Raw genomic sequence first — 23605 nt, 5'->3', positions numbered from 1 at the left:
TTTTTATCAGGTTGCTTATAGAACTATTGAAAAAAGTTATTTATATTTAAGATTTTTTAACAAAAATAAACCTTTAGAAGTGCTTTAAAGTATTTGATAAATCCCTAGTAAACCCACCTATTAAATATGAAATCTAACAAAGAAGTTAAACGTGTTGAGACGCTTCGCTCCTTCCGGATTTTGGACACCTTGCCTGAGGAAGCCTACGACAACATCACCCAATTGGCTTCTTATATTTGTGGGACTCCCATCAGCCTCATCAGTTTACTGGATGAGGAACGTCAATTCTTTAAATCACATCATGGCCTTTCGGTGTCTGAAACCCCTATAGAACAGGCGTTTTGTGCACACGCAATATTAAACCCCGAGGAACTCTTGGTTGTGGAAGACGCTCATAAAGACCCGCGTTTTAAAGACAATTCTTTAGTAACCGGTGAGCCCCATATTGGTTTTTATGCCGGAATGCCCTTGGTCACCAACGATGGTGTTGCGCTGGGTTCTTTATGTGTGATTGACCGGCAACCCAGGCAACTCAATGAAGATCAGCGCCTCGCGCTCAAATCACTTGCCCAACAGGTGATGCATTTATTGACCCTTCGAAAACAGCAACAAGAAGCAAAAACCCAAAAAGAGCAGATCGAAGCACAACGACAACGGCTGGATAATATTTTAAAAGCCAGCCAGGTGGGCACCTGGGAATGGAATGTACAAACCGGGAAAATGAAAATCAATGAACGCTGGGCTGAAATGTTAGGCTATACACTTAAAGAGTTGGAGCCTATCAATCTGGAAACCTGGTATACACTCACCCATCCAGAGGATGCCAAAAATTCTGATCAAATTATAAAGAAATGCTTTGAAGGAAAGGTTGAGTTTTATGACCACGAATGTCGGATGTATCATAAAGAGGGTCATTTAGTATGGGTTCATGACCGTGGTAAAGTGGTCGAGTGGACCCCTGAGGGCGAACCACTTTTGATGACCGGCACACATACTGATATCACCCAACGCAAAACTTCTGAAACCCAGCTTTTAGCGATTGCCAACAACATCCCCGGAGTGGTGTTCAGGTACATTCGCAACCCCGACACCCAAGACCAGTTAAAGCTAGTAAGTAAAGGTGCCGGCGAATTATGGGGGTTCACTTCACAAGAGGTCATGGAAAACAACCTCTTAGTGTGGAATCTTATTGTTGAGGAAGATTTGGATGGTTTATTAGACACGATTAAAAGCTCAGCAGAAACTCTTTCCCACTGGACACACGAATGGCGTTACAAGCATCCGGACGGAGGTATCAGATGGCATAAGGGTTCCGGAAACCCGGTGTTACAAAATGATGGCAGCACTGCCTGGGATTGTATCATTCTTGATATTACTGAAAGAAAAGAAGCAGAACGAAAAATAAAATACAGTGAAAGGCGCTTTAAAGCCCTTGTACAAGAAGGCTCTGATATGACAACCATTATCAACACTTCAGGGGAATATCTTTATGTAAGCCCTACCTCTGAAAAAGTTATGGGATATAATCCACGGGAACTCATTGGTAAAAACCCCAATGACTTTATACACCCCGAAGACCATGATGCGGTTGTAGAGGAATTTCAATTATTAAGGACCCAAAATCAGGTTCATTTTAAACCCTATCGATATAAAAATAACAAAGGTGAATGGGTATGGCTTGAGACCATTGCAACAAACCTGCTCAAAGACCCTGCTATAGAAGGGATCGTCACCAATTCAAGAGACATTACAGAAAAAGAGAAAACCTTTCAGGCTTTAAAAGCCAGCGAAGATCGTTATAAGGGCTTTTATGAATCCCAAACCAACTTTGTATTGCGCACAGATATGGAAGGGAAATATACCTATGTAAATAAAAAATTTCTTGAAGATTTTGGGTGGCTCTATCCGGACGGTAAAATTTATGGCAAAAACTGTTTATCATCCATTATTGATTATGACCATCAAAAAGTAATGCAGGTTGTTGAAAAATGTGTAAGTTCCATTGGAAAAGTATTTAAAGTTGAAATAGACAAGCCCACAAAGACCGGAGGAATTGTTACTACTTTATGGGATTTTGTCTGTATTGGAAATGAACGTGGCGAACCTTCGGAAATACAATGTATTGGAATTGACATCACTGAACGTATAAAGTTTGAACGTGAATTAATCAAAAGCAATGAGCGTTTTAAATTAATCAATAAAGCTACCAACGAGGCGATTTATGACTGGGATGTGGTGCAGGATGCATTTTTTTGGGGTGAAGGTTTTCAAAGACTCTTTGGTCATACTTTAAATAACAAAACCTTTCAGTTGCAAGACTGGATTGACTTGACCCATCCCAATGACGCGGCTCAACACAAGGAGAACTGGGAGCGTTTTATGAATGATACAAACCAGCACCAATGGACCAATTCCTTTCGTTTAAAACGCCAAGACGGCAGTTATGCGTATGTAAAAGAAGTGGGGTATTTACTGCGTGATGAACACGGAGCCCCTTTAAGAATGATTGGTGCTTTGAGGGACATGACCGAACATCGCATTCGGGAAATTCAAATTCAATTGGAGTTGAATGTTTCACAGTATTTCAAAGACGGAACCAAGTCTTTACATACTTCACTAACAGAAGTTTTAGAATACCTGACCTATTTTTCAGAATTTAAAACTGCCGAGGTTTGGCTTACCGGGACCAAACACAAACAGCTCAATCTAGTTTGCACCTATGCTTCAGACCTCCACGGTGAAACTTTTTATCAATTGGCCAAACCAATCAATCAGTTGAAAAAAGAGGAAGGGCTGCCGGGAACCATCTGGTCACAAAACAAACTGGAGGTATGGAATGACATTGATAAAAAAAAGGGATTTATCAGATATAAAGAAGCTAAAAAAGCCGGTCTCAAATCAGCTGTGGGGCTTCCTTTGGTTCACAATAATCAAACCATTGGAGTGCTTGTTTTTGGCAGTGACAGAACACTTGATGCCAGAGATGAGTTTGTTTCCTCTTTCAAATCCTTACCCTATTTTCTGGGAGCAGAAATACGACGGAAGCAGCAGGAAGAAGAAATTCAATTGTTTTTTGACAACGCCCCCGATATATTGGCAATTGCAGATTCTGAGGGGTATTTTATAAAAGTAAATCCTGCATTTTGTGCTATTATGGGCTATTCTAAAGAAGAATTAACATCTCAGCCATTTGAACTCTTTTTACACCCTGATGATAAAGCCGGTACACTGAAAGAATACCGTGAAACTTCTAGCGGAAACCGGCTTTCTAATAGTTTTGAAAACCGCTATCGCACGAAAGCCGGAACCTACCGCTGGATTTCCTGGAGTTCCTCAACGGTTTTTGGAGAAGACAATCTTTTTTATGCGTATGGGCGTGACATCACTGAAATGAAAGAATTGCAACAGTTGTTTGAAAATGCAGCCAAAATGGCACGCATTGGCAGCTGGGAGCTCAATCTGACAGCTGAAGATGACAACACCATGTACTGGTCACCGATGACCCGCGAACTGTTTGAAGTGGCAGACGACTACAATCCTTCCCTTAGTGGCGGTATGGAATTTTATACAGGAGAAAGTAAGCACCATTTATCCGGTGCTGTACAGGAGCTCATCAAAAATGGGGGATCGTTTGACCTGGAGTTGCAAATTCTCACCGGGGAAGGCAACCTGCGCTGGGTGCGTTGCATTGGTCAATGTGAATTTACAGAGGATGAATGCACCAAACTCTATGGAAGTTACCAGGACATTCACCAACGTAAATCGGCCGAAATCAAAGTAAAGGAAGCACTGACAGAACGCGACACGATTTTGGAAAGCATTGGAGATGCCTTTTTTGCAGTAGATCCCGACTGGTATGTTACTTACTGGAACAGAGAAGCTGAGAACTTGTTATCTACTAAGAAAGCGCATATTTTGGGTAAAAATCTTTGGAATGTTTTTGCAGATCAAGTGGGGCTTACTTCCTATCAGGCCTACAACAAAGCCATGCAAAATCAAACTACGGTGCATTTTGAGGACTACTATCCTGACACCAATAAATGGTTTGAAATAAGTGCTTACCCTTCCAAAGCCGGTCTTTCGGTTTATTTTAAAGATGTGAGCATCAGAAAAATTGCTGAAGAACAGGTCCGGCAATCCAGTGAACGCTTTGAGAAAATCACCGAAGCCACCAATGATGCCATCTGGGATTATGATTTGATTAACAATAAATTATTCTGGGGAAAAGGTTTTAAAACGCTTTTTGGATATGACCCTGAAGTAAAGCCGCCCACATTTGACTATTTAAACTCGTTGATTCACCCTGAGGATCGCGAGCGTGTACTTCAAAAAATTGGTAAATTTATGACCGATGGCACTTCTTCAAACTGGTTTGAGGAATACCGTTTTCAAAAAGCAGATGGCAACTATGCCTTTGTGATTGACCGGGCTAAATTTATCAGAAACAGCGAAGGGAACGTTGAGCGCGTGGTAGGTGCCATGACTGACATCAGTTACCGCAAAGAATATGAAGAATCGCTCAAGCGACTGAATTCAAAACTAAAAAAATACACACACCAGTTAGAGACCTCCAATGCAGAGCTGGAACAGTTTGCTTATGTAGCTTCCCACGACTTACAGGAACCCTTGCGAATGGTGAGCAGCTTTTTGAGTCAGCTGGAGAAAAAATATGGAAGTCATCTGGATGAAAAAGCACGACAATACATTCATTTTGCTGTTGACGGGGCTCAAAGAATGCGCCACATCATACTGGATTTACTGGAGTTTTCAAGGGTAACCCATTTTAATGAGGAAAAAGAAACCTTTCCTGTAGCGGAAGTGATCGAAGACTTTTGTGCACTGAGGTACAAGTTAATTGATGAACTTCAAGCTGAAATCACTTATAAAAATATGCCTGAAATCACGGCTTACAAGGCACCCATTGTTCAGGTTTTCAATAATTTACTGGATAATGCATTAAAGTACCACCGCACCGATAGTACTCCAAAAATTACTGTGGCAGCAAAAAATAACAAAGACCACTGGAAATTTAGTATAAAAGACAACGGCATTGGGATTGAACCCGAATATTTTGATAAAATTTTTATTATTTTCCAACGACTGCACAACAAGGAAGCCTATGGAGGCACCGGAATGGGGCTCGCCATCGTAAAGAAAGTAATTGACAACCTTGGGGGCACGATAGTGGTTGAATCCGCCCCCGGAAAAGGTTCTAAATTTATATTTACCATTCCCAAATAAGGGTGGCTTTTTAAAAATAAAATTAATGTGATGACGATCTCAAATTTATGAAGTAATTTTAAAACAGCAAACCAACCGAAAAAACCGCATGAACAGTAGTTTAAAAATAACCCTTATCTATTTGGCAGTAGGTATTGCATGGATATTTGTAAGTGACCGTGCTGCGCTCTTAATTTTTAGTGATGATCAGGTCAAGCTCATTCAGTTTCAAACATTTAAAGGCCTGCTCTATGTGGGGCTTACTGCTCTCCTGCTGTTTACACTCATACGTGGGTATTACCGAACCATTCGCAAAAAGGTGGAAGAGTTGGAGGAAGTCAATAAAAAACTACAGGAATCCAACAAAGAGCTGGAGCAATTTGCCTATGTGGCCTCTCATGATTTACAAGAACCCCTGCGCATGGTGAGCAGTTTTTTAACGCAACTGGAACGCAAGTATCGGGAACAGTTGGATGAAAAAGCTCATCAATATATTTATTATGCGGTGGATGGCTCGAAGCGCATGCAGCAGATGATTTCAGATTTACTGCAATTATCACGCTCCGGTTTAAAGGAAGAATTCAAAGAAGAGGTTGATTTGAACACGCTGATTGATGAGTTTTATGAGTTGAGAAAAGAACAGCTGGATGCTGTGAATGCCAAGTTTGTTTATGACCATTTGCCCGTCATCCAAACTTTTAAATCGCCGTTGAAGCAAATCATTCACAACTTACTGGACAATGCGTTGAAATACAGTAAAGAGCATGTCCCTCCCCGTATTGAAATTTTGGTAACAGAAAAAGATACCCATTGGGAGTTTGCCATACAAGACAATGGTATTGGAATTAAAAGTGATTATTTTGAGAAAATTTTTGTAATTTTTCAACGGCTTCACAATAAAGAAATTTATGGAGGTTCCGGTTTGGGGCTTGCCATCGTTAAAAAAAATGTGGCTGCATTGAATGGAAAAATTTGGTTAAAATCAAAACCTGACAAGGGCTCCACCTTTTATTTCACCATCAAAAAATAAAACGAAACACCCATGAAAAGTGTACACATACTATTGGTTGAAGACAACCCCGGGGATATCTTATTGACCACCGAAGCCCTGGAGGAGCGCAAACTGGTGAATAAAATCAGCGTTGTCAGAAACGGAAAAGAAGCGCTTGATTTTTTATTTCAGGAGCATCAATACAAAGGCGAGACCCCTCCTGATTTAATCCTGCTGGATATAAACATTCCATTGTTAAGCGGTCATGAGGTCCTTCAAAGAATTAAAACAGACGAACGCACCAAAGAAATTCCGGTAATCATCCTCACCACTTCATCGGCAGAAAGAGACATTCATTTAGCCTATAAAAACCACGCCAATTGCTTTATCACCAAACCTGTAGATATCGATGACTTTATGAAGGCCATCTTTAACATTGAAGATTTTTGGATTCAATTGGTCAGACTCCCCTCAGATACTCCCCAATGAAGATAGACAAAAACAAATACCGCTTGTTGATTGTAGAGGATAATCCCGGCGATTATTTTTTAGTAGAAGACTATCTGAGCGAACACATACAAAAACCCAACCTCACACATTGTTTGACCTATCAGGAGGCAAAAGACAGATTGAACGATCAAAGTGAGGTATTTGACCTTATTTTACTGGACCTGTCATTACCCGATATCAGTAAGGAAGATTTAATGAACGAAATGACCCGGGTAGTCCTCACCACACCTGTCATCATATTGACCGGCTATGCTGATTTGGATATTGCCACTAGGTTTTTGGCTCAGGGAGTTTCCGATTATATGATAAAGGATTTGATTTCTCCACTGGTACTTTATAAAAGTATCTTGTATGCGATGGAGCGGCATCGATTTATACAGAGCTTGAAACAATCTGAAAAACGCTATATGGATTTGTTTCAACTCAGTCCTTCCCCACTTTGGGTGTATGATCTTGAAACCTTGCATTTTCTGGATGTCAATCAGGCGGCGATTGCACACTATGGTTTTAGCAAGGAGGAGTTTTTATCCATGACCCTCAAAGATATCCGGCCGAAAGAAGACATCCATTTGCTTGAGGAAGCTGTCAGTGCCGTAAAGAATAATGTCATTGATTTTTACAGGAACACCTTTCGTCATAAAAAGAAAGACGGTACCATTATTTATGTTGAAATATTCAGCAACAAAATAGAAATTAACAACAAAACAGCTGAAGTCGTTCTTGCTTCAGATATTACAGAGAAATTAGAACAGATACAAGCCATAGAAATACAAAACAAAAAGCTCAAGGAAATTGTCTGGATTCAATCACATGTTGTTCGCGCTCCGGTAGCAAGACTTTTGGCTCTGGTAGATATGATAAAAAATACTGAGCTATCGCCCACTGAAAAAGATGAAATGCTGGAGCATATTGAAAGTTCAGCCAAAGAAATGGATACCATCATCAATGAAATTGTAGAAAAATCTGAAGATGTAGATACTCATACAACGGAGTGATTAAGAAATGAAGAAGCAAGTATAATAAAGAATGTCTACCACACACGATTATAGTACCTTATTTTATTACAGCCCACTGCCAAAATGGGTGTATGATGTCAAAACCTACCAAATTTTGGATGTCAATCAGGCCGCTATAGATCTATATGGATATAGTAAGGATGAATTTTTAGCACTTACTATTAAAGATTTAAGACCCAAAGAATACATACCGAAGGTCCTGGCAGCCCATGAAAAAATAGATATTACTGAGGGCAATATCAATTTTGGAGTTTTCACCCATCAAAAAAAGAATGGCGCACTTATTCGTATGGAGATCAACGGTCATAAAGTTGATTTTCAAGGAAGAAAATGCATCACGGTGGTTTGCCAGGATGTGACTGTTAAAGAAAAGCAATTTAGGCAAAGTCAGCAGGCAGTCCATATTATGAATGCTTCACTGGACGTCATCTGTTCCATAGACGCACAGGGGAAGTTTATTAGTGTGAGTCAAGCTGCAATAGATGTTTGGGGCTATCAACCTGAAGAATTGGAAGGCAAGGCCTATCTGGAGCTGGTTTATGAAGAAGATTTAGAGCTCACCCGGCAAACTGCTCAAGATATTATTTCAGGCAAATCAGTCACTACTTTTCAAAACCGTTATCTCAAAAAAAACGGGGAGATTGCCTATAATATCTGGTCAGCCCGTTGGGATGAGAGCACCCAAACGATGTATGCCATTGCCCGGGATGGCAGTGAAAAAAGAAAGGCCGATGAAGTGCTTGCCGAACGTGAGCAACGCTTTAAAGTGCTTGTGCAGGAAGGTTCTGATTTGATTGCCATCCTGGATGAGGAGGGGATTTATACTTATGTGAGCCCCACATCCGTTGCTATTTTAGGTTTTGCACCTGAAGCCTTTATTGGCAAAAGTCCCTTTGAGTTTATTCATCCTAAAGATGCTGATAAAGTTCAGCATAGCCTGGAAAAAGCAGCAACCTCTAAACGGGTTACCGTAGAGCCTTTTCGTTTTAAAAATTCGGAGGGCGAATGGCGCTGGATTGAAACTGTGTTGACCAACATGCTGGACCACCCTTCCATACAGGGTTTTGTTGCCAATTCCAGAGATGTTACAGAAAAAAGAAATGAAGAGCAGCACTCAAAGCTTTTGCAAAGTGTGATTACTCACACCAATGATGCCGTGTTAATTACTGAAGCTGAGCCCCAGGATGCACCAGGACCCAGAATTGTTTATGTAAATGATGCGTTTACACGTATGACCGGTTATACAGCAGCAGAAGTCATTGGCCAATCGCCCCGCATTTTGCAAGGCCCAAAATCTGACCGTGCCGAATTGGCACGATTGGGCAAAGCACTTAGAAACTGGGAGCCTTGTGAAATAACCACACTAAACTATAAGAAAAACGGCGAGGAGTTTTGGATTAACTTTACAGTATCACCTGTGGCCGATGAAAAAGGCTGGTACACCCATTGGATTGCCATTGAACGGGATGTTACCGCAGCAAAAAACGAAGCATTACAGAAAGCCCTTTTTAGTCAAATAAGTGCGGTGTTCAATCTCACGACCGATTTATACCAGTCACTCCAGGAACTCAGTCAAATCATTGTCTCTGTGGGTGATTTTTCTTTCAGCGAGATCTGGCTCCCCAGCAATCACAAAAATAAATTACGCCTTTTTGCTTCCTTTGCGTCAACCACTGAAGGTAAAAGCTTTTATAAATTTTCAAAAAAAGCTACTGAAACTGAGATTGGGGAAGGACTTCAAGGGTTGACCTGGAGTAAAAACAAACCCCTTTTATGGGGAACCGATGCGATCAAAAAGAATTTTATCAGGTGTGATGCTGCAAAAAAAGCAAGCATCAAATCTGCGATGGGCATACCACTGGAGCATCAAGGTGAATTGGTGGGAGTTCTTTTGGTGGGTTCAACACTCTCTGAAAATTTTGTAACATCACACAAGCCTGTTTTAACACAACTTGGAACGTTAATTGGGACCGAGATCAAAAGAAAACGCCTGGAAAGTGACCTGCACCATTTATTTGAAGCTTTGCCAGATTTAATTTGTCTGGCTGATTTTAAAGGCGAATTTTTAAAAATCAACAAGGCCGGATGTGCTCTATTGGGCTATGAAGAAAAAGAAATTATTGGTGCACACATCCATGATTTTATTCACCCTGCAGATGTGGATATTTCCGCCAAAGCGATGCAAAGCCTCCAGGCAGGAGCAACCAATTTTAAGTTTGAAAACCGTTATATTACCCAAAGCGGTAAGACCATCTGGTTGAGCTGGAATTGCAATACGATTGAAGAAGAAGGGGTGATTTATGCTACTGCCAAAGAAATTACCGATGAGAAAAAACTTCGTGAAGTTGTTTCCAATGCCTCTGAGCTTGCAACCATTGGGGGTTGGGAGATTGATCTTATCAACAATCAGTTTACCTGGTCTGATGTTGTGTATCACATTTATGAAACTGACCCAACTACTTTTATTCCTGAGTTAGCTTCTTCCATAGATTTCTATAGAGAAGATTATAAAGAACAGGTAACCAATATCATTCAAGAAGCCATTGAATCGGGTGATTCTTTTGACTTTGAAGCCGCCCTCATCAGTGCCAAAGGCAATGAAAAATGGGTGCGCGCCATTGGTAAACCGGAAATCGTTAACGGCAACTGTATACGGTTGTATGGAAGTTTTCAGGACATCACCTCGATCAAAGAGACCGAGCACAGGTTGCAGGCCATCACAAATGACTTACCCGGAGTTACGTTTCAATACTATATCTATCCTGACAAGACTGATGCACTGGTATCAGTGAGTGAAGCCTCTCATAAAATATGGGGTTTATCACCGGAGGCCTGTGAGAAGAAAAATTCCCTGGTTTGGAATCAACTTAAAAAAGGAGGAAACATTGAGCAGGTTTTAAAGGATATTCAACACGCTGCCGCTACCCTAACCCAATGGAACAGTAAGTGGAAAAATGTGCTGCCCAATGGAGATGTGCGCTGGCATGAAGGAGTGGGTACCCCCTACCGCCTACCCGATGGAACGGTACTGTTTAATTCCATGATCTTTGATATCACTGACATGGTCAACACTACCCAACTGTATGAAGAAGCCTCTGAGCTGGCTAAAATTGGTAGTTGGGAACTCGATTTGGGCTCCCAAGAGGGTCCCGATGTACTATTTTGGTCGCCCATGGTCAAAAAAATACTGGAGGTGGATGAGAACTACAATCCGTCATTGACAGGTGGCTTTGAGTTTTATAAAGACGAAAGTAGAGACCGCATTGAAAAGGCCCTGCAGAGACTCATCGAGGAAGGGACTGAATTTGATGAAGAATTGCTTATTGTCACCCAAAAAGGTAAAGAAAAGTGGATTCGATGCATTGGCAAACGTCAACAAGTTCAGGGAATAACCACTAAAGTTTTTGGTAGTTTTCAAGATATCAACTCCATGAAAACTGCTGAACTAAAGCTCAAGGAAATCCTGGGTAGTATTTCGGATGCTTTTTATGCTGTTGACCATCGCTGGAACTTCACCTACTTTAATAAAGAAGCTGAAAACTTATTGAACCGAAAAAGCAGTGAGGTATTGGGTAAAAGTATCTGGAAAGAATTTGCACCTGCAAAAGGCACTGAGTTGGAACGGGTGTATCGAAAGGTTGCAAAAACAGGAAAACCAATGAGTTTAGAATATTTGTATCCGGGAGATGGAAGCTGGTATGAACTCAATGTATATCCTTCAAGCGGTGGAATATCCTCCTATTTTAAAAACATAGATGAACGAAAGAAAATTGCCCAGGAATTGCAAAAAGCATTTGAGGAAAAGAACAACATCCTGGAGAGTATTGGTGATGCCTTTTTTGCCGTAGACAAAGACTGGACAGTAACTTACTGGAACAAAGAGGCCGAGCAACTATTAGGTCGCAAACGGGAGGAGGTTTTAGGAAAGAATCTTTGGGAAGTGTATCCTGATGCCGTTGCGCTCGACTTTTACAAATACTACCACGATGCTATGGCTTCAGGGACCACAGTTTCTTTTGAAGAATTCTATCCCGCTTTAAACAAATGGTTTGAAGTATCAGCCTACCCTAGTGAGGAAGGGCTTTCGGTTTATTTTAAAGATGTCACCCTTAGAAAAGAAACTCACATACAAATTCAGCAGGCCAATGAGCGTTTTGAAAAAGTAACCCAAGCCACTACTGATGCCATTTGGGATTGGGACATCGAAAACGATGTCTTTTATCGTGGCAATGGTTTTGAAAAACTTTTTGGTTATGACGTAAATAAAAAATTCAAAAAACAAGACTTCTGGCATGACCGCTTTCATCCTGATGATTTAACTAAAATAAAAACAAGTTTAAAAGAAACCATCAAGGATCCTAAAAAGGGGTTTTGGAGGCAGGAATACCGTTTACTTCATCAGGAAGGTGAATTAAAAACAGTGATTGACAAAGGTGTGATCATCAGAAACAATAAAGGAAAGGCCGTGAGAATGGTGGGGGCCATTACCGATATTACCGATCACATTAAGTATGAAAAAGAACTTCAGAAATTGAATGAACTCCTCAAACAAAACATCTATGAACTGGAGGTTACCAACGAGCAGTTGGAACAATTTGCCTTTATTGCTTCTCATGACCTGCAGGAACCATTGCGGATGATTTCCAGCTTTCTGAATCAGTTAGAACGAAAATACAGCAATCAGCTGGATGAAAAAGCCCATCAATACATTCATTATGCCACCGATGGTGCCAAGAGAATGAAACAAATTATTCTCGACTTACTTGACTATTCAAGGGCCGGAAGAGATCAACAGTCGTTGGAAGAAATAGATTTGAATCAGTTGATAGATGACTATAAAGTTCTGAGAGGGAAAATAATTTCTGAAAAAGAGGTCTCTATACACACCAAAGGTTTTCCAAAAATTGCAGGGTTCAAAGCTCCGGTAACACAAACCCTTCATAGCTTACTTGACAATGCCATTAAATATTCAAAAGAAGGAATTCCTCCAAAGGTTAGCATTTCGCTTTCAGACAAGAAAACCCATTGGCAACTAAAAGTTGAAGACAACGGAATTGGGATTGATAAACGTTTTTATGATAAAATTTTTGTTATCTTTCAACGTCTTCATAACAAGGACGAATATGAAGGCACCGGTATTGGCCTTGCTGTTTCCAAAAAACAAGTGGAATCGTGGGGTGGGAAAATTTGGGTAAAGTCTGAACCCGGTATAGGGAGTGCATTTTATTTTACAATCAAAAAACCAAATATATGAAACCAGTTCACATTTTATTAGTTGAAGACAATGAGGGAGATATACTTCTTACCCTTGATGCTTTTGAAGAAAGCAAGATTAAAACTAATATCAGTGTTGTAAAGAACGGAAACGACGCGTTGGATTTTCTATATAAACGCGGTGATTTTTCAAATCATCAACGTCCAGATTTAATATTGCTGGACATCAATATTCCTGTTTTTGACGGACATGACGTTTTAAAAAGTATCAAAAAGGATCCTTCCTTAAAAAAAATACCTGTTATTATGCTGACCACTTCTTCAGCTCAAAAAGACATTCATGCTGCGTATGAAAACCACGCCAATAGTTTTGTAACAAAACCCATTGATATGGATGATTTTTTAAAAGCCATATTGAAAATTGAAGAATTTTGGCTTCAACTGTCAAAATTAGCTAAATAAACATTGTAAAGAGTTATTGCTCACAAATCCCATCAATTTGTAACCACTCAACCAAAGAGTTTAAAAAATAAAAAAACCGAGGCGATGCCCCGGTTTTTTATTTTAGAGTGCTTAAACGCCTAACTATTTTTTAATTAATCGTTTAGCCGTTTGTGCTCCGTCACCTTGTATCATCACCATATACACCGCTGATGAGAGTTCGCTTACATCCAATGTATAGGTATTTTGTGGTGTACTGTACTGTTGTTGTACCACCATTCGCCCTCTGATGTCGTAGATGCTGATTTGATCTACGGCTATCATGCCGGGGTTGCCTATGTTCACCGCTGTGGCAGCAGGGTTCGGATACATCGTCAAACTGCTTAGGTTGAAGTTGTCTGTGCCCAGGAATGGGGTGACCTCCAACTCAAAGCTACAGCTTGAGGTATTGCCGGCCTCATCTTCTGCCGTAAAGGTAACGGTATAGGTTGTACCTGCTGACAACATTGTGTTAGGTGCCGGTTCCTGGGTGATCAACACCACAGGGTCTGTACAGTTATCCGTCGCGGTTACCCCGCCGGTAAAGTCTTCCACCACATAGGTTCCGTTTCCATTTGGATCGACGGTTACATCGCCCGGACAGCTAATCACCGGTGGCAAGGTGTCGGCCACGGTTACCATTGAAGTACAGCTCGTGCTGTTGCCTTCGCTGTCAGTTACCGTAACGGTTACCGTGTTCTCGCCTATATGTGAACAGTCAAACTCCGTCTGGCTGATAGNGAGGGTGGCTTCTCCGTTTTCATCAAGCTCCAGGGTAAAGTCTGTTACACACAAGGCTTCGGGTGCAATCAGGTCTTCCACGGTCACGATCGCTGTACAGCTGGAGCTGTTGCCCGCTGCATCGGTTACTGTGAGGATGACCGTGTTGACTCCTACATCACCACAGTCAAATTCCGTCTTGCTGGCCGTGTAAGTGAGAGCACTGTTACCACAGTTGTCGCTACTGCCGCCATTGAGGTCTTCCACAAGGATACTCGCCATTCCATTGGCATCCAACTGGATGGTCAGGTCCTGACAGACTGCTTGTGGAGACTCATTGTCTTCTACGGTCACGGTAAACGAACACACATCGGTATTGCCACTGTCATCGGTCACTGTCCAGGTCACTGTGGTGGTGCCTAAGTTAAAGGTCACCCCGCTGAGCGAACTTCCCGTACCGCTCGTCGCGCCTGACAGGCTGTAAGTGATGGTTGACACGCTACAGTTATCGGTCGCGGTGGCATTCCAGCCGGTGCCGCTGTGGGTATAGCTACAGCTGCCTGCATCGGCGTCCACTGTCTGGTTACCACCACAACTGATCTCAGGTGACTGGTTGTCTTCTACCGTGATTTCATAGCTGCATAGCGCTGTATTGCCATTGGTATCGGTCGCGGTCCAGGTCACCGTGGTAGTGCCTAAGTTAAAGACTACGCCGTCCAGGGTCATACCACTGCCTGTGGTCGCGCCTGAAAGGGTGTATTCGACCGCTGCGACTCCACAATTATCAGTGGCCGTGGCATCCCAGGCCGTACCGCTATGGGTGTAGGTACATACATCTGCATCGGTATCTACACTTTGGTTGCTTGTACAGCTAATAAGCGGTGCTTCATTGTCTTCGATGGTTACGGTATAGGTACACACATCGGTATTGCCGGCATCGTCGGTGGCCGTCCAGACTACCGTGGTGATGCCCAGGTTAAAGGTCACCCCGTCAAGGCTGTTGCCCGTGCCTGTGGTTGCTCCTGAGAGTTCATAGGTCAACGAGAAAACATTGCAGTTGTCTGATGCCAGGGAATCCCACAAGGTACCGCTATGGGTATAGGTACATTCGCCCGGATCGGTATCCCTGAGTTTGCTGCTGATACAGATGATTACAGGGGCTTCGGTGTCTTCTACCGTGATGGTCGTGGTACAGCTTTCGCTGTTGCCTATCGCATCCGTAGCCGTCCAGGTCACCGTGGTGGCACCTAAGTTAAAGGTCACACCGTCAAGGCTGGTTCCCGTGCCGGTGGTGGCCCCACTAAGGCTATAGGTCAAGGTGTTCAGGCTACAGTTGTCAGTGGCCGTAGCATCCCAGCTTGTTCCGCTGTGGGTATAGTTACATACGTCTGCATCGGTTGCTACCGTGGCATCTGCAACACAGCTCACCTCAGGCGCTTCGTTGTCTTCTACAGTGACTGTATACGAACACACATCGGTATTGCCGCCCACATCGGTCACGGTCCAGGTGACGGTGGTTACGCCTAAGTTGAAGGTCACCCCATTTAAGGTGCTGCCCGTGCCCGTGGTGGCGCCGGTGAGCTCATAGCTGAGGGTTGCTGTACAGTTGTCGTCATAAGATGCGTCCCAGAAGTTGCCCAGGTGGGTGTAGGTACATACCCCGGCATTGGTATCTGCGGTCTTATTGGTCGTGCAACTGATCACCGGTGCTTCATTGTCTTCTACATTCACCGTATACGAACAAACATCGGTATTGCCGCCCACATCTGTGGCGGTCCAGGTCACGGTGGTGGTTCCAAAGTTGAGGACCACACCGTCAAGACTTGTTCCTGTTCCAGTGGTTGCTCCTGTTAACTCATACGCTACTGTTGCCGAACAGTTATCGGTGGCCGTGGCATCCCAGGAGGTACCGTTGTGGGTATAGGAACAAACGCCTGCATCCGTATCCACTGTTTCGTTGCCGATACAGGTGATGACGGGATCTTCATTGTCTTCTACCGTCACCGTATACGAACAGACATCGGTATTGCCGCTGCTGTCTGTTGCTGTCCAGGTTACAGTGGTTTCGCCCTGGTTGAAGACCACGCCGTCCAGAGTAGTTCCTGTTCCGGTGGTTGCTCCTGTGAGTTCATAAGCGATGCCGGATACGAAACAGTTATCTGTCGCAGTGGCATCCCAGGCAGTGCCGCTGTGGGTATAGGTGCAAACACCCAGATCGGTATCCTCTGTTTGATTGGTAATACAGGTAATTACAGGAGCTTCGTTGTCTACTAAAGTAGGAGGTAAATCAAAAGCCTCTGTACCGTCTGATCTGCTAGTAGACACCCCCTGATCAGCACTAAAACCTAAGCCTCTTTTGGCGAAAGCACTCCAAATAACACATTCGTTGGCACCTCCATAAAGTAACTGATCAGCTGCCAGGATGGCATCACGTCCATCAACAAACCCCGGGCTACAGGGTTGTAATTTCAAGGCTTCGGTAACGAGTTGTATAGCGATGTTGTTTCCTCCGGTACCGTTGTAAAAATCAGGATCAAAACCGTAAATATCTATGAGTCCCCAGGTCATTTCAAATAACATAGTTGCCCAAACTGATCCTACCCCATGAGGGATAATAGCCGTTTTAATATCATCATAAGTTTGGGGGTTTACTGCCATATCTGTATTGTACGGAAAGGGTCTGATTCCCGGACCATCTTCAGGTTGTCCAAACAGATAATTTCCTACAGGTCTGGAATCAGTTCCGGTTTCTCCTGCTTTCATTGTCAACATATACCCGTAAAAATCACTCCAGCCTTCACCCATTTGTTCGTCATTTGCAAGACACCCAACATTGGCTGCTCCTCCTGTCAAACGATTCGTTATTCCGTGTGCATATTCATGAACTATTACCAGATTGTCAAGGTCACTATCCCTAGAAGGTATTGTGTTGTTACACAAAAACATTTGCATTCTTGGGTTTGAACCATCAGCCGGTGTTGCGAAGTTAGCATTGCAGTTCCCTGCGTTTTGTGCTTCAGCATTTACAGAATCACTTCCAACGCCTCCGTTTCCATAGTTATTTTCCTGAAAATTTCCGCTGGCTTCATCAAAACCGTAAAAATACATTACATCATGAACGATATTGTTCCAGTAAAAAAGATTTGAAATGATAGCCGATTCACTATTTACGGGGTTATCATTTAAATCAAGCGGAAAATCAAAATCCAATGAAGCCCCTCCATCGGGAGAAAAGCCCGGAACATTGTCACCGTCCCTGTCTTCATAAGCATACACATTGTTTCCTCTGGTGATTGTAAATTCTGGTCCTGCAACGCCGTCGGTATCGAGCCACCCAAATGGAGAGGCTGTTATGTTTTCAGGATTCACTACCACTTGCCGAGCTCCATCATAGGGTGATTCCATCGGCATAGGATAAACATTGTAAGTCCCTGACATCATAGCAGTAGAGGTTGTATTGACATTCAGGGGATATTCAGCAGGTCTTAAACTCACTTCCATCACTTCAGTATCCTCTTTATGATTGTGATTGCTATGATCTCCCATCACATTACAATTTTGAGTAAAATTGTATTTGTCGATTATTTGTCCAGTAGAGGCATCAACCCTAAAGTTCCACCAGTCAGAAGTATTGAGTTCACTTACTGATAACTCCCAAACTAATGAAGTTCCATAGTTTTCCCTGAAATAGTACATTAATTTTACCGGGATATTTTCATTTGAAATGCCAGCTTTATTATAGAGGGCTTTTCTACCAACCCCCTCCTCTTTTTCAATAAGATTTAAGTTTTCAACCTTATAGCCCATCTGCCTTGCAACAGCATTGATTGCCTGATCAGCAGAGAGTGAAGCCGTACGGTTTTTTACGGTTTGCTGTACATTCTCAATAAAATTATTATGAATCTGGATGGTTTTACCATTTTTATCCACATGCACACTTGATTCTGTACCAGCTATTTCAATCCCCTCAATAGCTTGACGAATATAAACGTGTTTGGTTCCAGTTAAACTACTTACATGTTCTGCAGTAATTACATAGTCTGATGATTTTGACTGAATCATTGTTTCCAACTGAAAGGGGTTCCCTTCCTTTTGGTTCTTTTGTTCATTAAGTGACTTCAGGTACTTTTCTTTTTCAGAAAGTCCCTTGTCAGAATTTTGTTTTTGTGCATTCAACTGCACAAAGCTCATGACTAAACAGGCCATGAAAATACTAATTGTTTTTTTCATAATAGGGTTGATTTAATTAGTTCGTTTGTTTTTTATAACATTATAAAATTAAAAATATTTAAATCATTTTTTTATGTTTTTTTTATAAGTTGTCAACATAGGTGTATGAATGTATGCTATTCTTTAATAATTTGAGTCTTTTTTTGCGAAGTAAGTAATTTACTACAGGAAACAAAAAACCCCGACTAATGGCCGGGGGTTCTTTCAAATTATGAGTTATCTTTAAACTCCTTCTTTTCTCAATACCACCAGAGGCGGACTTTTGATTACACTGATGTTATTTCCTAAGCCAATTGCCAGAACCAATACTACTAAAAATGGAAATAAGACTAAAAACGGAACCCAGGACGGAATAAAAGTAGTATCAAATACCAACCAGGCCAACAATTGACTTCCAACCAGTGATAACAAGATGCCTGCGAGACTGCCCAATACCCCAAGGTAAATGTATTCCAGCGCAGTAATCCACATGATTTGATGACTGCGTGCACCCAGTGTGCGTAACAGGACACTTTCTCTTATGCGTCTGTACTTTGTTGTCCTCACAGCCCCCAGCAAAACTATAATGCCTGTGAGTATACTAAAAAAGGCCATGAAGTTGATTAACCAACTTATTTTATTGAGTAAATCCTCCACTACTTGCAGCACTTGCCGGATGTCGATGATGGTTACATTGGGGAATGCAGCCACGAGTTGTTGTTGTAAAACAGCTGATGCCTGCTCGTCTGGTATCTGCGTGGTCATCACCCTGAACTGTGGAGCACTTTCAAGCACGCCGTGTGGAAACACCAATGAAAAATTCATTTGTGCCCTGCTCCAATCTACTGCCCGAATGCTGGTTACTTCAGTTTCCAGCATCACTCCCTGTACATTAAACACCATCACATCACCCAAAGCAACTTGGGCATCGTCTGCAAAATTTTCACTGATAGAAACAGGAACCCTCCCGGAGTTATCATAAGCCGAAACCCATTGTCCTTCCACTACATTCTCAGAAATGCTTAAAGAGTCTCTGTAGGTTGTTCTGAACTCGTGATTCAATATCCACCTTCTTATGGTTGATGTGGTATCTTTTCTGATGTCGCTTACCGATTTGCCGTCGATGCTTTCTACACGCATGGTAACGATGGGCATATTGTCCAACACCGGTAATTCATTTTTAGCAATCAAGGCTGCCAATTCTTTTTGCTGGTCTTGTTGCACATCCAGCAAGATCATATTTGGACTTTCACTGTTTTGCTCCACGGCTGCCTGTGCCAATAAAAGGTCTTTTGTAAAATAGAGTGTGCTGATTAAAAAACTTCCCACTCCAATAGCCAGAATCAAAATGAGGGTTTGATTTTGAGGACGAAACAGATTTAATAAACTCTGCCGGGGCACAAAACCCCATTGATCGGGAAAAAATGCTTTGATTGCTTTCATAAACAAGTGCGCCAAGCCAGTGAGAATAGAAAATGTAATCACTATTCCCCCAACAAAAGCAGCGGCATAGCTCAAGTCTCTCAATAACCAATATGCAAATAGAAAAATAAAGCCAAATATGGCCAATAATACCAAACTACCTGCAAGGCGCGACTTTTCTGATGCTGTTTCCTGTACCCGCAGAGTTTGTAAGGGGGAAACATACAAGGTGTTCATCAAGGGATAAAGTGCAAACAAAATTGACATTAAAACCCCCAACAGTATTCCTAAAACGATCACCTGAGGCGACCAGGACAACTGCACATCCACCGGAAGTAAATCACCTAAAAACAAGGGGAAGAGTTGTTGTAAAAGAAGCCCCAATGCGGTTCCAATAAGGCCTCCAATAAAGCCGAGCACTCCTATTTGAATTAGGTAAATAAGAAACGTTTGTTTTTTGGTAGCACCCAGGCATTTGAGAATGGCAACCGATTTTAGTTTTTCTTTAATGTATATATGTATGGCGCTTACAATGCCCACACAACCCAGTAACAACGCTATAAACGCTACTAAATTCAGAAACTTGCCAAAATTATCAAACCTTCTTCCCAGTCGTTGACTCGTTGCCGTATGGGTATCTAAATCGGCATTTTCCATATCGAGTTTTGGACCCAGTTCTTTATCCAGTAGTTCCAAATTGGTTTTTTCATCTGCCACAAAATAATATTCATAACGGACCCTGCTTCCCATTTGAATCAGCCCTGTTTGTTCAATCAGTTCATTTGGAATGACCACTGTGGGCGCTACCGAACTAAAGACTGCATTACTACCCGGAATGGATTTCAGCTGCCCTGCTATGGGCAGGATTACGTCCCCCAATTTGATGCTATCACCAACCGTCAAACCAAGTTGCAACATGACCGTGGCGTCCACTAAGGCCCCTTTGGATATTTGGTAATTTTGTGCAGCCTCTTTGGGTATTGTTTCCATTTCGCCGTAAAACGGAAACTTGCCTTCAATTCCCCTCACCTGAACCAGTTTTGTTGTTGCCGTACTTGAGAAGGAGGCCATGGAGGCGAAATTAATTTCACGTGCATCTGCACCACCCAGTGAGTCGATTATTGCCATCACAGTTTGGTTAGGTTCCTGATTGGCGTCAATTTTAAAGTCGGCCCCCATCAAAGATTTTGACTGCAAGGCAATATTGGCTTTCAGGTTTTCACCAAAGGACTGTATGGAAACCACGGCGGCAATCCCCAAAACGATGGAAGCCATAAATAAAAACAGGCGTTTACTGCTTGCTTTCCCGTCACGCAAGGCCATAGAAAACAGCCATCCCAATCGGGCTTTGGAAGTTTTGTACTTGTTTACCATTGTTTACCGCTTTCCTGTGAAACAATGGTTCCTCCTTTCAATTTGAGTATTTTTTGCGTTTTTTGTGCCAGCTCAAGGTCGTGGGTTACGATTACCAGTGTGGTACCCAGCTCTTTATTGAGATTAAAAAGCAGCTCTACGACGTTCTCTCCTGTGGTCACATCGAGATTTCCGGTGGGCTCATCTGCAAAAAGAATGTCAGGATTGTTTGAAAAAGCCCTTGCTACAGCTACCCGTTGTTGTTCTCCACCCGAAAGTTGTGACGGATAGTGGTCATATCTGTCTGCCAGCCCTACTTTATCCAGCAACTCCATCGCTTTTGATTTTGCATTTTTGGCTCCCTGAAGTTCCAGAGGTACGGCAACATTTTCAAGCGCAGTCAAGGTAGGAAGTAATTGGAAGTCCTGAAATACAAAGCCCACTTTTTGATTTCTTAAGCCGGCGCGTTCATCTTCATTTAGTTTGCTAATATCCTCACCACACAAAATGATAGTACCGGAATCAGGTCTGTCTAATCCGGCACAAAGTCCCAGTAGGGTTGTCTTTCCACTGCCGGAAGGACCTACAATTGAGAAGGTGTCTCCCGATTCTATTTCAAATGTTATATCGTTGAGCACCATTATTTTTTTGGTCCCTCCCTTAAAGGACTTCGCTACCTGCTGAATGTTTAATATCTTTGCCATTTACTGCTGATTTCTTCATTTTTTTGTAAGAAGGCAAAATAAAGAATTGATTTTAATTTTAATCCGAATTGGTATGCGAACCCTGTTAATGTTTTGTTATATTTTAATGTTCACTTCAGTGCTTTCCTGTGGTGAAAATCAAAACAAAAAAAGTACACCCTCCCCTTCTGAAACTGCTGAATCTACATCTGAAACAACCGATAGTACAGCTAGCAAAACGATCCTGTTTTTTGGCACCAGCCTTACTGCCGGTTTGGGAATTGACTTAAAAGACGCCTACCCTGCCCTGATTCAGCAAAAAATAGATTCGCTGGGGCTGAACTATCAGGTAATCAATGCCGGATTGAGTGGTGAAACCACTGCCAGTGGGAAAAACCGAATCGACTGGGTGCTCAACCAAAAGATTGATATTTTTGTACTTGAGCTGGGTTCCAATGATGGTCTGAGGGGCGTTCCTTTAAGTGAAACCAAAAAAAACCTGCAGGAAATCATCAATTTTGTGAAAGAAAAAAACCAGGATACCCAACTCATACTGGCAGGAATGGAAATACCACCTAATATGGGTCCGGAATACACTTCAACGTTCAGAACCCTTTTTCCTGAACTTGCCACTGCCAATGACATTTATTTAATTCCTTTTTTACTAGAAGATGTTGGTGGGGTTCCTGAATTAAATCAACGCGACGGTATTCACCCCACCGAAGAAGGTCATCAACTCATGGCAAGAAACGTCTGGAAGGTGCTGAAACCAATATTGATGAGTGCATCTGAATAAGCTATCTTTACAACACTTTCTATATCCTATGCATATACTTATTCATCCGGTTTATTTTGGTTCTATCGCAAACTATGTTGCTCTTGCCCAAGCAAGTGAAATCACATTTGAAAAGGAAGATAACTACCAAAAACAAACGTACAGAAACCGCACCTATATTGCCACTCCTGAAGGCCCCCTGTTGCTCAATATCCCCATTAAACACACTTCCAAAGGAAAGCGGGGTGAACGGGAACGCAGTCATCAAAAGTATAAAAATGTGTGTATTGAAAATGATTTTCCGTGGCAACGCGAACATTGGAAGTCCATACAAATTGCGTATCGCACTTCGCCTTTTTTTGAGTTCTATGAAGATGATTTTGCACCACTTTACCAACAACAATACAACTTCTTGATGGAATTCAACCTGGAGTGTTTTAAAGTGGTTTCTGAGGCCTTGGGAATGGATCAGGAAATTCATTTTACAAACGAGTATCACAAAGAGGTTGAAGCACTTGAGGATTACAGGTATCTGGCCAGCGCCAAAAACAAAACCTCATTTAGTAACAATCCCTATACTCAGGTTCTGGAAAAACATCACGGTTTTTTACCCAATCTTTCCATTCTGGATTTATTGTTTAACGAAGGCCCCAATGCACTGAACTATCTGGAAAACCAAAGCTTATGAGTCTTCAGTTTTTTGTTCATTACGGGATGCATTTTTTAATACCACTGGGAATTGCTTTGGTATTTTTCAGACAATCCTATTTAAAGGTTTATTTTATTTTTTTGCTCGCCATGCTCATCGACCTGGATCATTTATTGGCAGACCCCATTTTTGACCCCAACAGATGTAGTATAGGGTTTCATCTGCTGCACAGTTATGTTGCCATCGGGGTTTATTGTTTGCTGTTATTTTTTAGCAAAACACGCATCATAGGATTTGCCTTGCTGTGGCATATAATTACAGATGCTGTTGATTGTTTGTGGATTTAAACAATGGGCAGTACTA

12 protein-coding genes are annotated in these 23605 nt (G+C 42.1%); 9 read left to right on the top strand and 3 right to left on the bottom strand.

The features are described from left to right. Nucleotides 1–126 precede the first annotated feature (126 nt). The 6 genes from IEV69_RS07965 to IEV69_RS07940 all read left to right on the top strand — a co-directional run bounded on the left by IEV69_RS07965 (nucleotide 127) and on the right by IEV69_RS07940 (nucleotide 13413). Complete coding sequence (locus IEV69_RS07965) at nucleotides 127–5241, top strand: PAS domain S-box protein (protein WP_188441266.1); 5115 nt, start codon at nucleotides 127–129, stop codon at nucleotides 5239–5241. A gap of 88 nt (nucleotides 5242–5329) precedes the next feature. Continuing rightward, on the top strand, nucleotides 5330–6250 hold the full coding sequence (locus IEV69_RS07960) for a sensor histidine kinase (protein WP_188441264.1): 921 nt from the start codon (nucleotides 5330–5332) through the stop codon (nucleotides 6248–6250). A 12-nt stretch (nucleotides 6251–6262) separates the two neighbouring features. Next, nucleotides 6263–6700, top strand: coding sequence for a response regulator (locus tag IEV69_RS07955; protein WP_188441262.1), 438 nt, complete (start codon nucleotides 6263–6265; stop codon nucleotides 6698–6700). Beyond that, nucleotides 6697–7716, top strand: a complete 1020-nt coding sequence (locus tag IEV69_RS07950; protein WP_188441260.1) for a PAS domain S-box protein — start codon at nucleotides 6697–6699, stop codon at nucleotides 7714–7716. The genes IEV69_RS07955 and IEV69_RS07950 overlap by 4 nt, the downstream gene beginning before the upstream one ends. Before the next feature lie 31 nt (nucleotides 7717–7747). After that, the gene (locus IEV69_RS07945; RefSeq protein WP_188441258.1) at nucleotides 7748–12991 is read left to right on the top strand and encodes a PAS domain S-box protein; all 5244 of its coding nucleotides are present in this window, start codon (nucleotides 7748–7750) and stop codon (nucleotides 12989–12991) included. Further along, complete coding sequence (locus IEV69_RS07940; RefSeq protein WP_188441256.1) at nucleotides 12988–13413, top strand: response regulator; 426 nt, start codon at nucleotides 12988–12990, stop codon at nucleotides 13411–13413. Before IEV69_RS07945 ends, IEV69_RS07940 begins: the two co-directional genes overlap by 4 nt. 123 nt (nucleotides 13414–13536) lie before the next feature. Here the strand turns inward: IEV69_RS07940 and IEV69_RS07935 are convergent, their stop codons facing one another. The 3 genes from IEV69_RS07935 to IEV69_RS07925 all read right to left on the bottom strand — a co-directional run bounded on the left by IEV69_RS07935 (nucleotide 13537) and on the right by IEV69_RS07925 (nucleotide 21839). Then, nucleotides 13537–18213, bottom strand: a complete 4677-nt coding sequence (locus IEV69_RS07935) for a M36 family metallopeptidase (protein WP_444543916.1) — start codon at nucleotides 18211–18213, stop codon at nucleotides 13537–13539. Nucleotides 18214–18603: 390 nt separating this feature from the next. Continuing rightward, nucleotides 18604–21156, bottom strand: a complete 2553-nt coding sequence (locus IEV69_RS07930) for an ABC transporter permease (RefSeq protein WP_229741398.1) — start codon at nucleotides 21154–21156, stop codon at nucleotides 18604–18606. Next, entirely contained in the window at nucleotides 21150–21839 is a 690-nt protein-coding gene (locus IEV69_RS07925; RefSeq protein ID WP_188441253.1) for an ABC transporter ATP-binding protein, read from the bottom strand. Before IEV69_RS07925 ends, IEV69_RS07930 begins: the two co-directional genes overlap by 7 nt. A gap of 73 nt (nucleotides 21840–21912) precedes the next feature. On the opposite strand from IEV69_RS07925, the gene IEV69_RS07920 reads away from it, so the two are divergent. The 3 genes from IEV69_RS07920 to IEV69_RS07910 are packed head-to-tail and all read left to right on the top strand — an operon-like array spanning nucleotide 21913 to nucleotide 23589. Beyond that, complete coding sequence (locus tag IEV69_RS07920) at nucleotides 21913–22614, top strand: arylesterase (RefSeq protein WP_188441251.1); 702 nt, start codon at nucleotides 21913–21915, stop codon at nucleotides 22612–22614. Nucleotides 22615–22642: 28 nt separating this feature from the next. Next, nucleotides 22643–23281 (top strand): WbqC family protein, encoded by a 639-nt coding sequence (locus tag IEV69_RS07915; RefSeq protein WP_188441249.1) that lies wholly within the window; start codon nucleotides 22643–22645, stop codon nucleotides 23279–23281. Next, nucleotides 23278–23589 carry a DUF6122 family protein gene (locus IEV69_RS07910; protein ID WP_188441247.1) on the top strand — a complete coding sequence of 104 codons (312 nt, stop codon included), beginning with the start codon at nucleotides 23278–23280 and terminating at the stop codon, nucleotides 23587–23589. The genes IEV69_RS07915 and IEV69_RS07910 overlap by 4 nt, the downstream gene beginning before the upstream one ends. The last annotated feature ends 16 nt before the right edge of the window (nucleotides 23590–23605 follow it).

It is taken from the genome of Planktosalinus lacus (genome assembly GCF_014640155.1).
In the GTDB taxonomy this organism is placed as follows: Bacteria; Bacteroidota; Bacteroidia; order Flavobacteriales; family Flavobacteriaceae; genus Planktosalinus; species Planktosalinus lacus.
This window is presented reverse-complemented; position numbering and strand designations above follow the sequence as displayed.